This is a genomic window from Nitrobacter sp., assembly GCF_051535215.1.
In the GTDB taxonomy this organism is placed as follows: Bacteria; Pseudomonadota; Alphaproteobacteria; order Rhizobiales; family Xanthobacteraceae; genus Nitrobacter.
This window is the reverse complement of the sequence record NZ_JBPPLY010000006.1, coordinates 26,387-39,245: the sequence shown is the minus strand read 5'-3', so window position 1 is coordinate 39,245 and position 12,859 is coordinate 26,387. Positions and strand designations below refer to the sequence as shown.

The window sequence follows — 12,859 nt, the reverse complement described above, 5'->3', positions numbered from 1 at the left end:
GTAGCGACCGGATTGGCTGCGAAGATCAACGCGCCTTTCGCGGCCATCATCGCGGCGACGCAAAAGCATCTAGAGAAGGTGCAGCGAGCCGGGCGCAACTTGACCTTTGGTGTCACGATGCCGGCGGTCTATGGCTTTGCGGGTATGGTCAAGGCCGCAAAAGAGAGGGCCGAAGCCGGGAACACTATCGAGGCAATCGGCGATCTGCCGCATGACAAGCGCAAGGACGTGGAAGCGTTCGCCGACTCCATCGCTGCAAAGTTTGGCGATGCGACGGGCATCCTGCGCACGTTCAACGAGCTTTTGAAAGCGGGATTTGACGCCACCGCTGCGAAGGGTTCGCTTCCTGCTATCCTGAGCGGCTCTACCCTCGCCGAAGATATGACGGGTGCTGAGCTTGGCAGTTACGTCAGCAAGATCGTTACTCAATACAAGCTCGGCATGTCATCGGTCGAAGCAGCGACGGAAAGCAGTCGGCGGGTTGTCGATAACCTTGTTTTTGCAGCGGTGAAGTCCGTTGCCAGCACGAAGGACGTTGCCGAGGCTTTTAAATTCGTTGGCTCGGCTGCGGCTGCGGCTGGAGGCAGCGTGGAATCTACGAACGCCATGATTCTTGCTCTCGCGCGCGAAGGTCAGCTTGCCTCAGAGGCTGGCGTCGCTATGCGCTCGGCTTTTGTCCGCATGGTCAAGCCGACCAAGGGCGGACTCGCGACGATAGCGCGACTCGGTCTCAACTACGGCGATTACGTGGGCGGTGGCAAGCGCAGCGGCGCTGGCGTCATCGCGGGGCTTGGTTCGGCCGGCATCGATATGACCGGACGCGAAAAGGATATCGATCAGGCGCTTGCCCAAAACAAGGGCTCGCCGGAAAAGCAGCGCAAGGCGATCTATGACGCCGTGGTCGCAAAGGTCGGTGCGGAGTCGGCGACGGACCGTGAGACTGTGATGCGCGCGGTTGACGATGCTTACGCGCTGTCTGGCAGCAAGGTCGATATGGTTAAGTTCCTAACCGACCTTCGCGCGAAGGGGGCCAATCAGGGCGATTTGGCCACAATATTCGAGGGTAGGCAAAGCGTCCGCATGTTGGCGCTGCTCAAGTCAGACTTGAACGAGTTGCTCAGTCAGATTGTAAGGGAAGCGCCGGGTTACGCCGAAAGCCGGTTCGAGATTAAGAACCAAGGGCTGCCGAAGACCTTGCGTCAGCTTGATGCAGCCTGGAAGTCGTTGCGCAATACGCTCTTCGATGTCATGGCCCCTTCAATCACGACGGGGTTCGAACGGCTCGCGGACACATTTAAGTCGCTCGCCGCTACCAGCCCAGCACTCCTGAAGACGGGCGTTGCTCTCACCGCCGCAGCCGCAGCCGCAGGGCCGCTGATGTTCGCGCTCGGCGCGGTCGGCCGTGTTGCGCTGGCACCGTTCCGCCTTCTGGCCGGTGCCGTGAAACTGCTCCTGTGGCCGCTGCGGGCGGTAACGAGCGCGGCCGTGCTCATGCGCGGAGCGTTGATGCTCACGGTCCCCGGTACCATCGTCACCGGCCTGGCGGTGGCAGGGACGTTCATCTACAACAACTGGAAGAACCTGCCGGCGTTCTTTGACTCGTTCAAGCAGTCCCTCATGAGGAACCTTGCCCCCGGCGCAGAGGGCAATGGGCAATGGCTGATCGACAAGGCGAAGGAAGCCTATTCGTGGTTCTCCGATCTCACGAAGAGCCTCAGCGCCGACACATGGAGGGGCTGGGGCGACGCAGCCGGGTCAGCCGTTGCCGGCCTTGTGAACAGCTTCAGTCATATCGTCGATCAAGTGTCTCAGGTCGTTAATCAGGTCATTGAGAGGTGGAGGTCTGGTGGTTGGGAAGGTCTAGGCAGGATGATCGGCTCTGCGATCCTGAAGGGTATCGTATCAGGTCTTGGTAATCTGGCGTCGCTCTTTTCAAACTTTAAGCTCCCGACGTTTGGCAGCGTCGTAGGCGGCATGATGAACGGCCCGAGCGGGGCTCCCGCAGCGGCACCAACCCCATCCGTTCCCATCTCCGGCGCTCGCGCTCTCGGCGGGCCGGTGAGCTTTGGCAAGCCGTACCTTGTCGGCGAGCGTGGCCCGGAGTTGTTCGTGCCTGGGATGTCGGGCCGGATCGAGACCAACGACAGGCTGCGCAGGGTGCTCGCTGATGGAGTTGCGATGACGACGGAGTCGCCGAACAACACGATGAACCGAGGTCCTGTGACGTTCTCCCCGACGTTCCACATCACGGGCGGGAATCCGCAGGCGATCGCGGACCAGATTGACAATCGGATGCGCCGCTTCCTCGCAGAGCTTGAGGCGGAGCAACGGGGGTTTTTGAGTGATTGAGCTATGACAGGCGAACAATCTTCTCGTCTTAGACAAAATCAGATGGAGCGAGGTGGGAGTGCGTGCGAGGCGTCGTAACTGGGCGTCGGGCGATTTGAATATGATTTGAGCAGAGTAACGACGATCACCGTAAAATCTGTAAATGACTACTTCATGCCGAAGTGCTTTAATCGACGTCGGACTCCCCGACGATCGAAGAGGCAAAGCTCGATGGACGCTGGCATTAAAAAGGACAGCCTCAGAAAGCTGAGCTTTGGTAATCAAGTTGCAGAAGAAGAACGTGAAGCCCTCAAAGGATATTTTGTTAAGACACAGGCGTGGGATCGAATAAACAATGGCGAGATTGATATTATCTACGGACCCAAAGGAGCCGGGAAAAGTGCGCTATACTTTCTGATTCAAGAGAGTGTCAGTGATTTTTTCGATCGGCGCGTGCTTCTGATTCCTGCTGAAAATCCGCAGGGCGCTCCGGCTTTCCGAGACTTGGAGACGAATCCGCCTACATCGGAGCGGGAATTTATAGCGATTTGGAAGCTTTATTTTTTATCATTGCTTGGGCGCACCTTTGACGAGTACGGCATTGACAATCAGTTCGGCCAGGAGCTTCGATCTGCGCTCGTAACCCATAAGTTGCTGCCCGACAAGCGCACGGGCTTAGGCAGTGTGCTCGCGTCTGTTCGCCGCTATATTTCGATAGCTCTCAAGCCAGAGAGCTTAGAAACAGGTCTCAAGGTTGAGCCAAATTCAGGTTTGCCTACCGGCGTGACTGCGAAGATCGTGTTTAGAGAGCCTGCCATAGATGAGCATGCTGATGGATATCAGTCTATCGACGAATTGCTCGCTCTTGCCTCGTCTGCACTGGAGGCCGCCGCTTATGACGTATGGTTCACGATCGATCGACTTGATGTGGCATTTAACGATTCCTCAGAGTTAGAGAAGAATGCCATTCGGGCGTTATTTCGTGCTTACAGGGATATGAGAAGCCATACGCGAATTTCGCTTAAAATATTTCTACGGACCGATATTTGGAAGCGGGTAACAGAAGAAGGATTCAGTGAGGCAACGCATTTGTCGCGAGACATGCACATCAAGTGGAATAAGCAGTCACTGCAAAATCTAATTTTGCGACGTCTTTTAAGCAACGCCGACCTCGTGAGAAATTTTGATATCGATCAAAACGAAATTCTCAACTCGTCTAGTAAACAAGATGAACTGTTCGCACGACTTTTTCCCGAGCAAGTCGAACTGGGCGAGAAGCAGTCGACGACATTGGATTGGCTTCTAAAACGGACAGCGGACGGGTCGAAAGAAAGCCAACCACGGGACATCATTCTTTTTTTGAATAAAGTCTGTGAGGTCCAGAGTCAGCGGCTAGAGCGAGGTGAGGACGAGCCTCCCGATGACCTTCTATTCGACAGAGCGTCGTTTAAAGAGGCTCTGCCGGCTCTGTCTGAGTATCGTGTGTCTCGCGTATTGTTCGCGGAATACGCGGAATTGCGCTCCTATATCGAAGCCCTGCGTGAAGATAAAACCGAGCAGAACGTTGCATCTCTCGCTCGCCGCTGGAAAACGACGGAAGAAGAGTCGCTGCGGATTGCTAGAAAGCTTCGAGACGTTGGCTTCTTTGAAGAGCGAACATCTGCGGGTGAAACAACCTTTTGGGTGCCTTTCGTCTACAGACCATATCTCGCCATGGTGCAAGGCAAGGTCGACGACATTAATTCTTCTGACTGACGATGAATGATTAGCCCCAACGCGATTGGCAGCATCCATCCTCTTCATGATCGTCGGCACGGCACTAGAGGAACGACCTTGAAAGCGAAAAACCGACCTAGCCCCCTCAATACCGGACTTCCAACGGCCGGCGCGAGCACTACAATTTCTGTGTCGCATGTGGAGCATCGTGATGCCTCGCACCCCGAGAGACCTGGCGGATCGGATGGCGAACCATCGCCGGCTGGCCCGTGCCGATGATTGGATTCGCGCGCGAGACCTTCCCAGCCTCAAGATCGCCAGCGGTGCTGCGATCAGGCCGCCGATTGGACCGCAGGTCCGCCAGCCTTGAGTGTAGCAATCGTTGCCCTGAGATTGTCGCGCCTTGTCCTCAGCGATCGCGCCAGCGTGGGGTATGCGGAGTTGTCGGGATCAAAAACCAGTGTTCGCTTTTCTTCCGCCAGAATGTCGCAATCCAGTTGTTGCACAGCCCTGTCGAGGTCGCTGATTAATGACCACACCTTTTCATCATTTGGGAGATCGAAGTCCGTCCCAGAAACGAAGCGTTGTTTCATTTGAGCACTCCTGGCTGCACTGCTTTGATACAACTCGTAGGCCCAACCCGAGCCTTAAGCACGACTTGGCAAGAAAGCTGCCAATTTCAATGATCGAAGGGCTGTCATTAAGTCATGTGCCGGTTCCTTTCCGCACGGTGGAAAGGAGTGCGTCACGCGCTGGGGAGGTCGCCTCCCGGCTGATACCAGAGCACTGTCGGATTCCACCACCGGCCCGCTGCTTAACAGCGGTCACTAAACAAAAGGCATGGAGGGCAACATGCTCGTTCCGAATAACAGCGGCCTTGGGAGATCAAACGGTGTCACCGGCGGCTACTCCCAGCCGCATAGATGAGATGCCTCAGGCAAGGTAAGCTGGTAATCATGGGTAGGGAAAAAACAACTCGTTCCCGTCGGGGTCCTTGACCACCATCAAGTCTGTGCCCCACCACCCCTGTTCGATGGGAGCGCCGCGCTTCTCAAACTCAAGTTTTAATTTTTCAAACTCGTCGTCGTTCAGCGAAATAAACAATCTGCCCGTGCCTATCTTTTGAGGCTGCTGGCAGTTGAGCATCAAAGTGCATCCATTTCGCTTAACGTCTCCAAGAAGAAGCCTTCCGTTTTCTGCGTATGACGGCCCTTCCTCAAAACCGAGTTTTTGTTTGTAAAACTGAACACCTTTCTCGACGTTTTCGACAAAGAAAACGGGGCGCGCGTACCAGTTCATATCATGCTACTGAGTAATTATTACACGAACTTGTTGTATACATCACCATAACTCATGCTTCCAGTCCTCGACTCGCGGGTCTTGAGGCCGAGCAAAGGGGGTTATCTGAGCGATTGACCCCCATGCTAGCGGCACAAGCGATTGTTGATATCTGCGTCGGCTTTCTTCCGTCGAGAGCGTGACAGAATTTTGCAACCCATTACACTCCGGTCGATGACTAGGATTTTGCGATCAACGTTCTTCGCTGTGGTTAGCTGTATTGCTGTTGGTGCGGTTTCCGCAACAACGGCATGGGCTCAGGCTGAGACGGATATGGCGCGATGCGCCGATACTCGCGTGAAAACGGCGATGCTATCGGCATCGGAACTTGCTGCCGCGGAATCGGCGTGCAGTCGTGTTCTTTCCGGCACCGCAGACGCCTCCGATCGTCAGAAAGCCGCGTTCTTTCGGGGGCTGATGCGTTTCCTTCAGGTTGTGCAGTCCGGCATGGCGCAGGACACCGACGAGCAAGGTGCGCCGATCTACAGCCCTCCGAAGCACGGACAACTGCGTCAAGCTCTGGCCGACATCGAAACAGCGATCGGTCTCGATGGCCCAATGAAGGGCGACGCGTTGGCATTGCGCGTCACCGTCAACCAGGTTCTCGGAAATTCGGCTCAAGCCCAGGTAGACATCGGCAAAGCGATTGATGCAGCGCCGGGTTCGGCAACGCCTTACGTTCAACGAGCCCTCGAACACGAACGGGCCCGGAATATCGACGCGGCGCTATCCGATCTCGACCGCGCCGTCGCAATCGATCCTGCTAGCGGCGTCGCCCTGTCCGCACGCGCCACCCTGTTGCGCAGGCTGGGCCTGTTGGTCCGCGCGCGGGCTGATTTTATCGCGGCGGCGGCCCTCGGGCCGCCATTTCGGCGGCTTGCGTTGATTCATAAGTCCGAAGTCGAGTTGCGTGCTGGTGATCTCAAGGCGGCTTATGACGATCTGCTGACCGCGGCGCGCGAAGGTGGCGATATGACCGCGGTCACCCAGACCGTGACGAACGCGGACCTTTTGGTACGCGCCGGAGATTTGGCGCTCGAAAAGCTGAAAAACCCTGCCGCCGCCGAGGAGCATTATCGCGACGCCGGCCAACTCGCCGGAGACAACTGGGGCGGCGTGCTCGGCCTCGCCCGTGTCGCGGAAACGCGCGGCGATCGGGCCGCAGCTATTGCACTCTACAAGCGCATCCTGGCGGCGACAGAAGCGACGCCGAAACTTTACGAGAGGATGCTGGCTTCTTTCCGACTAAAGCAACTGACGACGCCGATGAAGCGCAGCGATGCTGGCCCATTCCGGAGCGCCTTCGACGTCGGCGTGACGGCGGGCAAAGGCTCGCCGGACGGCTTGAAGCGGATCGCACTGATCATCGGCCAAGGCGATTACCGCACGCTCGCGAGCCTGCCGAATCCACCTCGCGACGCCGCAGTGATGGCCAATGCGCTGGCCGACATGGGATTCGACGCGGTCGAGATTGCCGAAAATCTTGACGTGGCGGACCTGCGCAGCGTGCCCGCAATGGTCGCTAAAAAAGCAGCGCAGGCGGATGTCGTGCTTGTGTTCTACGCCGGCCATGGTGTCGAAGCTGCCGGCGTCAATTATCTGATCCCGGTTGATGCCGCACCGAAAAGCGATGATGACCTCAAGACGGGCGCGCTAGCACTCACCGACCTTACCGCTGCCGCCGCCTGGGCGAAGCGTGGCGCGCTGGTGATCGTCGATGCTTGCCGCGATGATCCCTTTGCTGAAGCGCGCGCGGTGGTGGCATCGCGTGCGGCTGCTTCGCAAAAGAAGGATGCGGCGCTGCCGCGACTGCATCCTGGCCTGGCAACCATGGCAACTGTCGCGTCTAACAGCGTGGTGCTGTATTCGACAGCCCCGGGCGAAGCCGCGCTCGATGGCGAGGGTCTCGATAGTCCATTCGTGCGCGCTCTTCTCGAAACACTGACCACGCCCAACCAGACGTTCGCGACGGTAGTGCGGGATACCACGGCGGGCGTCGTCAGAAAGACGGATGGTCAGCAGAGACCCGCCGCTTACGGCGTCGCGCCGCCGGTCGCGCTTTTGCCGCCGATCGCGCCCGAATAGGGCAAGCCTCGTAGGGCCGCGTCAGGTGCCGCCGCTATATTGGGTGTTTTCATTGCCGGCGAGTGCACGGGCGTGAACCCCACCGACCTACTTTGGTTCGACCGTTGTTTTTGAAGAGCCCTCTGGCGCCGACTGCATGCCGGGTGGAGTGTCGCCCTGCGGACTTTCCGCAGGCGCGCCGCCGGACCTGGTGTCAACAGGACCGGTTGACCCCTGCGGTTGGAGATGACCCTTGTTCTCCGGCGTTTCCGTCCTGCCAGTGTTATGTTCGGACTTATCTTGCCGTTTTGGTTCCGAAATTGTCTGAGCGCTGGCGGCGGTTCCGACCAAATACGCCATACAGGCAGCAATAACCAGCACGCGGCGCATGACAGTTCTCCAAGTAGACAGGGGCTTAGGCCATCGAACCCCTCCGGACCAGTAATGCCCGCAATCGAGAGTCGTTCCTGACAAAAAAAGCCCGCCATTCCGGCGGGCAGAGGTTCGTCATCCTGGACGGCGGCGAAAGAGCCGTCCCAGCCATAATGCGCAGGGTTAGGAGGGGTTCCGGGCCGTCCTCAGTCATTCATCCGGGTTGATCAGGCTTTTGAATGCAACTAGCTTCACCACCGCAGCTCATTTCGCGTTGTTTAGCCCGATCTCGTCAGACGGGAGAGCATCAAGCCGCTGGAATAGAACTAGACAGCGAAACACAGATTGCGCCGGCGTATTCCTACTTTCCTGGCGGCTTGGATTCGTCAGGCGCTTGTCCCAACAGCCTGGTGATCTCGTCGATGCTCTCAGCAGGGTTCTCGTCCTTGCCGAGAAGTCCGATCAGTCGCTTGTCGCGCTCTTCATCCAAAATTGCGTTCGTCGCCATGACGGCTTCGATATCGCTGGCGAGTTTGCGGTAAGTCGTTGCAAGCACCTCGAAGACTTCGCGCTTTTTATCGTTGAGGGTTGTCTGGCTGATGGTGATGCAATGCTCGGCATCAGCGTGAAGCTTGTCCAGGTAGAGTTTCAGGTCCTTCATGTGTTTGATCCCAAGGGGCCTCTCAGGGAGGGTGCGGAATCTAGCTTAACTGGTTCGAGCGCGGAAGTGTTTTGATAGACCTCACCGATCCCTCGCCAGCTTTCGTTTTCAAATTTGGGGGGAACTCGCTCACCTGAAACGACTGGTCACGATCCAGACGAACACGATCGCTAGCGCTGCAATCCATCCGGCTCGTTGGATGATCTTCCGATCACGCCATGGCAGACGATTGAAGTCGCGTTCGTTCGTCAGTTCATAGTTCTCTTGCGAGCGCCAACCCATTTGCATTATCCCGAATAGCAGTTGACCTTCCGTGCTTCACGCCGCGCCGGTAGCCGTGCGAAATTTGTGTCTCCAAAAATTCGTTCGCCACGAGCAACGCCCGGATCGTCGCGCGCAGATCACCGTCACAAGCTTCAATCGCCTGCGCTACTGCGGCTTCCAAACTCTCGGCTTCCGCTTGATCGGGCTGTCGTTCGGCCTTCATGCCGTTGATTCCGTCTTGACCGGGCAAAATATCGTTCTCATTATGTTCTCATGGAGTCAAGCCATCCCCCACGACGTTTTCCACCGCCCTGGCAAGTCCACCGGGACGGAGCGGGGCTGTTTGTCTTCAGTGAGGCAAAGGGCGTGCCGCTTGCCTGTGTGCCCTGTCGTGACGACCTTCATGATGCAGCGAAAAGATTTTCACCAACGGGGCGGCGGTGAATATCGGTGGCGAAGCGTGCGGCCTTATCACGTCGCGCTTGAAGACAGCTATATTCGCGCGCATTGGGGATTCATCGACGCGGTTTGCAAAATGAATAGCATCCCCGTTTGACGGGACGGGCGAGCGTATTCAACGCGACGGCTCGTGGTGTGTTTATGAGTTCACGGTTCAGCTAGACGCGATTCGTTTTGGGACCACTTCGGTGGACGATGGCTACGCGGCGAAGAGTTCATTTATCCGGATCGGCTGAAAGGCTTGCCGCAGCTTCGCGAGCCGGTCGATAAGGATAAGTTTGGAATCACACCGGCCAGAAGAAGATGATAGGGGCAAGGGGAATTTAATGAGTGAAATCTATCGCCGTTTGGGAATTACTGAAGAGCAGGCACGGCTGTTCTCGATATTTAATCCTTTCGCGTTTCAACAGACGCTTGGAGCGATTAACGTTGGACAGCGCTTTGTGTATTACACAGACGCAGATACAGCGATGAAGATCATCAAGAATGAAGAAATCTGGATGCGCAAATCGCACAGCATGAATGACTATCGTGAGATAGAACATGGATTCGATTGCCTCAACGGCGCTCATAAGAAATATAAGGATAGACTCTGCGCCATACTAGATTCCGTGTATCCAGGATTCTGCGAGCGATTGGAGACCCTGTTCAACGGCTGGCTGCCTCACTTTAGGACCAACACTTACATTGCGTGCGTCTCTGAACACGACGTTTCGGAAGATAAGTACGGACGACTCTCCATGTGGCGGGCGTACGGACGAACAGCCGGCGTTGCAATTGTCTTCAAGGGCGATGCGTTCTTTGGTCCGTCAGATGCGTTGAAAGCGTATTCGAGCCCCGTCGCTTATTTGAGCGACCTCGCGTTTGATACGGAGTATTTGAGATTTCTCGATAGCATTAAACAGAATCTCGACTTCATTAGGCTGGCAGGTGAAACTACTATCAGAGACTATATATTTGGGGCCTATAGAAACGCCGTCTTATGCACGAAACACCCGGGTTTTAGTGAAGAGCGGGAATGGCGAGTGATCTATCAGCCGACCTTTCGGCTCTCGGAACGAATCCAGTTGGAAGTTGAGTCAATCGGCAGTGTCCCACAGATCGTGGCCAAAATTCCGTTAAAAGACGTTCCGCATGAAAACCTGATCGGTCTCAATCTACCCGGTTCAATAGAGCGCATCATCATAGGTCCCAGCAAATATCCGGCGGGAATCTTTGACGCTTTTCTTCAGATTTTGACCGACTTGGGTGCCGACCAAAGCGAAGCAGCAAACAAAATTATTGTATCTGATTTGCCCTTGCGGCAGTGAGCAAGGTTCCTTTTATGCCTCGTAGTATTGCGCTAATTTGGCTTGTCATGTTTGCAACCGCCGTCTCTGCCCAAGAGCCGAAAGCCATCAAGACTGTCAAAGTCACGCAATCTCTAAACGATACCACACTCTATGAAGTGAAGGACGACGGCACCGTTCTAATCGATTGGGCCGAAGTCGAAGCGTTGGCAGCGAGCAAGCAAAATCCAATTCTCTCGCCGCAGGCTCAAGTCATGCTGGCGATCCGTGATGGCAAGTGGAAAACCATGGGCCATGCTAAGTAAGCTATGCGTTATCGCGTTCGCAATCTGTTTTGCGTCACCTGCATTCGCGGAAACAATCGTCGGCCAAGCGTCCGTCGTCGACGGTGACACGATCGTAATCCATGGGCAGGGCATTCGTCTGTCGGGGATCGACGCACCTGAGTCCGATCAACTCTGCCGTGGCGACGATGGCCTGCAATATCGTTGTGGTGCGAAAGCCGCGAACGAACTTGATGAGCGTATCGCGCTGGCGGAGTAGACGTGAAAAACCAACGATAAGGCTGTTGCTCTCTATTCCCACAGCTGGCAGGCAGGTGAACGTCTTTCCTTGTAAACCGGCGATGATCTAAGGGTGCCCTTGCAATAATATACATATGTCACATGGCCAAAAAAATCTTTGTCAGATGACTCCCACATACCAGCCTTTCCGAGATCAAGATCGATTCTAGAACCAGGAGGTTGCGTAGCCAGTTTTCCGGCAATCAAACCATTGCACGCTAACGTTTGATTGTACCCTCCATTCACCTTCCCTGTGTTAGCCGACCACGCTTCTTCGTGGCCCCACTTCTCAATACCGTGCGCAGGCGCTCGACAACTTGCATAACAGCTATCGTCGTAGGGCACGGCCTCGCCAACCGCTGCTCGTACTCCAAGCTTTTTGGCCATTGCTATTGCGGAAGCTATGGGAACAATGTCATTGCTTCTGGCTCCACTAACTGTGCCCCCTTGGACAATTCCGATAACCTTGCCATCCTCGTTGAACACAGGTGCGCCGCTGTATCCCTCTTCTAGTTGTCCGTCAGAAGCATAAAATCCAAGTGGTGTATGCGTATTTGTAATTGCTACCGTTGCACGTGAAAGGCCACGGTCCGCAGGAAAACCTACCGCTACCAAATGCTGAGAATCGTCCAATGGATCGTTGCTAAGAATCAATGAGGAACGACAGCTTGAAGATTGAGGCAATTGGAATAATGCAAGGTCTCTTTGTGAGTCCTTATCTCGAAACTCTAATGGATAAGCTGGTCCTTCACGCTGTCCTACCGTAGCCACTAGTTTTTCATCTGGCTGACTTGGTGCCAAATGACTTGCCGTGAGAACATATCCATCGTGAGAAATTATTAGGCCGGTACCAGACATAACCTCACCGTGCTCATTGATCTTCTTGACGAAGACAATCGCCCTGGCATTGTTATTGGCAATCTCTGCTGGAGACTTCGCTACAGCAGTTGAGATGCCCGCTATGGCTATGCACAGCACAATAGATGCGAACCTGTTCATGTTGTAGACCCAAGGCTCAAATTACATGAAGGAAACGATTAAGTCGGTATTCGACAGGGACTCGTTTTCCACCAACGATTCGCGAGCTCGGAAATTCTTTTGGATATTGCTTCTCGCAAATAATGCTTGGAGTCTTTCCACCCTGATTGCCCCCTATGACGGCAATATGGTTGCTATCAACATTGTCCTTGAAGAAGGTCACATGACCGACGTCATAAGATAAGTTCGTGCCCTCCTTGTAGCAGGTGAAGACTGCTATATCCCCCTCAACAGGACTATCGGTCACCGAAAACAGTTCTGTCGTTGCAAAGCTTTGGGAGGCGCTACTCTTCGTCGCCGGTCGCTTTGCCCGTTCTAAACACCAGTTCACAAATGCTGCGCACCAAGCAACAGTGTCCTGTTTGGCGTGGAGGGTTGTTGCTTCGAAAAACCGGGCAATGAGTGGATTCCACGACTGTGATTTCGGCCACTGTGAAATCGCATGCGGATCGCTGGCGTAAAATCTGGTTACAAAGGATTGAGCAATGTCGATCGGACGTGGACCGGTAGGGGTGTTAGCAATGATCTCGTCTGCTCTTGCAATTTCCTCACGCGATGCCGGGTGCGACCCAAATGGATGCATCTTCGTTAGATCACTGATCAAAGGACTTTCCAATGGAGTAAGCAACTCCTCTTCGTTGCTGGTTGCATAGGCAAGGCTTGTTCGCACCGGCGATACCAGTGACGTTACTGCAATTCCTTGAACAATCTTCCGCCTACTAAACATTTTTGCTCTCCATAAAAAAGTAAAACGACTTGATAATGCC

The 12,859-nt window shown here is 55.1% G+C and carries 11 protein-coding genes and 1 pseudogene; 6 read left to right on the top strand and 6 right to left on the bottom strand.

Annotation, left to right across the window (positions count from 1 at the left end):
• Positions 1 to 12 precede the first annotated feature (12 nt).
• Positions 13 to 2,349 (top strand): phage tail tape measure protein, encoded by a 2,337-nt coding sequence (locus tag ACS3WB_RS08450; protein WP_438275121.1) that lies wholly within the window; start codon positions 13 to 15, stop codon positions 2,347 to 2,349.
• Positions 2,350 to 2,559: 210 nt separating this feature from the next.
• Positions 2,560 to 4,083, top strand: coding sequence for a P-loop ATPase, Sll1717 family (locus ACS3WB_RS08445; RefSeq protein WP_438275120.1), 1,524 nt, complete (start codon positions 2,560 to 2,562; stop codon positions 4,081 to 4,083).
• 293 nt (positions 4,084 to 4,376) lie between these two features.
• Here ACS3WB_RS08445 and ACS3WB_RS08440 read toward each other — a convergent pair whose 3' ends face one another.
• Positions 4,377 to 4,637 (bottom strand): hypothetical protein, encoded by a 261-nt coding sequence (locus tag ACS3WB_RS08440; protein WP_438275119.1) that lies wholly within the window; start codon positions 4,635 to 4,637, stop codon positions 4,377 to 4,379.
• Positions 4,638 to 4,998: 361 nt separating this feature from the next.
• A complete protein-coding gene (locus tag ACS3WB_RS08435) occupies positions 4,999 to 5,343 on the bottom strand; it encodes a VOC family protein (RefSeq protein WP_438275118.1) in 345 nt (114 codons plus the stop codon).
• A gap of 348 nt (positions 5,344 to 5,691) precedes the next feature.
• Here ACS3WB_RS08435 and ACS3WB_RS08430 point away from each other — a divergent pair, with 348 nt between their 5' ends.
• Complete coding sequence (locus ACS3WB_RS08430; protein WP_438275117.1) at positions 5,692 to 7,467, top strand: caspase family protein; 1,776 nt, start codon at positions 5,692 to 5,694, stop codon at positions 7,465 to 7,467.
• Positions 7,468 to 8,179: 712 nt separating this feature from the next.
• Here the strand turns inward: ACS3WB_RS08430 and ACS3WB_RS08425 are convergent.
• Positions 8,180 to 8,479, bottom strand: a complete 300-nt coding sequence (locus tag ACS3WB_RS08425; RefSeq protein ID WP_438275116.1) for a hypothetical protein — start codon at positions 8,477 to 8,479, stop codon at positions 8,180 to 8,182.
• 253 nt (positions 8,480 to 8,732) lie between these two features.
• Complete coding sequence (locus ACS3WB_RS08420) at positions 8,733 to 8,966, bottom strand: hypothetical protein (RefSeq protein WP_438275115.1); 234 nt, start codon at positions 8,964 to 8,966, stop codon at positions 8,733 to 8,735.
• Positions 8,967 to 9,528: 562 nt separating this feature from the next.
• On the opposite strand from ACS3WB_RS08420, the gene ACS3WB_RS08415 reads away from it, so the two are divergent.
• The 3 genes and pseudogenes from ACS3WB_RS08415 to ACS3WB_RS08405 form a co-directional block, all read left to right on the top strand.
• Positions 9,529 to 10,512 (top strand): DUF2971 domain-containing protein, encoded by a 984-nt coding sequence (locus ACS3WB_RS08415; RefSeq protein WP_438275114.1) that lies wholly within the window; start codon positions 9,529 to 9,531, stop codon positions 10,510 to 10,512.
• 14 nt (positions 10,513 to 10,526) lie between these two features.
• On the top strand, positions 10,527 to 10,796 hold the full coding sequence (locus tag ACS3WB_RS08410; protein WP_438275113.1) for a hypothetical protein: 270 nt from the start codon (positions 10,527 to 10,529) through the stop codon (positions 10,794 to 10,796).
• Positions 10,786 to 11,022 (top strand): annotated as a pseudogene (locus tag ACS3WB_RS08405) (thermonuclease family protein); the annotation flags it as partial. The gene ACS3WB_RS08410 and the pseudogene ACS3WB_RS08405, both read left to right, overlap by 11 nt.
• 44 nt (positions 11,023 to 11,066) lie before the next feature.
• On the opposite strand, the gene ACS3WB_RS08400 reads toward ACS3WB_RS08405, so the two are convergent.
• Positions 11,067 to 12,053, bottom strand: a complete 987-nt coding sequence (locus ACS3WB_RS08400) for a S1 family peptidase (protein ID WP_438275112.1) — start codon at positions 12,051 to 12,053, stop codon at positions 11,067 to 11,069.
• 16 nt (positions 12,054 to 12,069) lie between these two features.
• Positions 12,070 to 12,819 (bottom strand): CHAP domain-containing protein, encoded by a 750-nt coding sequence (locus tag ACS3WB_RS08395; RefSeq protein WP_438275111.1) that lies wholly within the window; start codon positions 12,817 to 12,819, stop codon positions 12,070 to 12,072.
• Positions 12,820 to 12,859: the final 40 nt, after the last annotated feature.

What these genes read in the sequence shown, in the direction of transcription:
- ACS3WB_RS08430 (WP_438275117.1), top strand. Translation starts at nt 5,692, where the DNA reads ATGCTATCGGCATCGGAACTTGCTGCCGCGGAATCGGCGTGCAGTCGT.
- ACS3WB_RS08435 (WP_438275118.1), bottom strand. Translation starts at nt 5,343, where the DNA reads ATGAACTGGTACGCGCGCCCCGTTTTCTTTGTCGAAAACGTCGAGAAA.
- ACS3WB_RS08425 (WP_438275116.1), bottom strand. Translation starts at nt 8,479, where the DNA reads ATGAAGGACCTGAAACTCTACCTGGACAAGCTTCACGCTGATGCCGAG.
- ACS3WB_RS08400 (WP_438275112.1), bottom strand. Translation starts at nt 12,053, where the DNA reads ATGAACAGGTTCGCATCTATTGTGCTGTGCATAGCCATAGCGGGCATC.
- ACS3WB_RS08415 (WP_438275114.1), top strand. Translation starts at nt 9,529, where the DNA reads ATGAGTGAAATCTATCGCCGTTTGGGAATTACTGAAGAGCAGGCACGG.
- ACS3WB_RS08420 (WP_438275115.1), bottom strand. Translation starts at nt 8,966, where the DNA reads ATGAAGGCCGAACGACAGCCCGATCAAGCGGAAGCCGAGAGTTTGGAA.
- ACS3WB_RS08440 (WP_438275119.1), bottom strand. Translation starts at nt 4,637, where the DNA reads ATGAAACAACGCTTCGTTTCTGGGACGGACTTCGATCTCCCAAATGAT.
- ACS3WB_RS08410 (WP_438275113.1), top strand. Translation starts at nt 10,527, where the DNA reads ATGCCTCGTAGTATTGCGCTAATTTGGCTTGTCATGTTTGCAACCGCC.
- ACS3WB_RS08445 (WP_438275120.1), top strand. Translation starts at nt 2,560, where the DNA reads ATGGACGCTGGCATTAAAAAGGACAGCCTCAGAAAGCTGAGCTTTGGT.
- ACS3WB_RS08395 (WP_438275111.1), bottom strand. Translation starts at nt 12,819, where the DNA reads ATGTTTAGTAGGCGGAAGATTGTTCAAGGAATTGCAGTAACGTCACTG.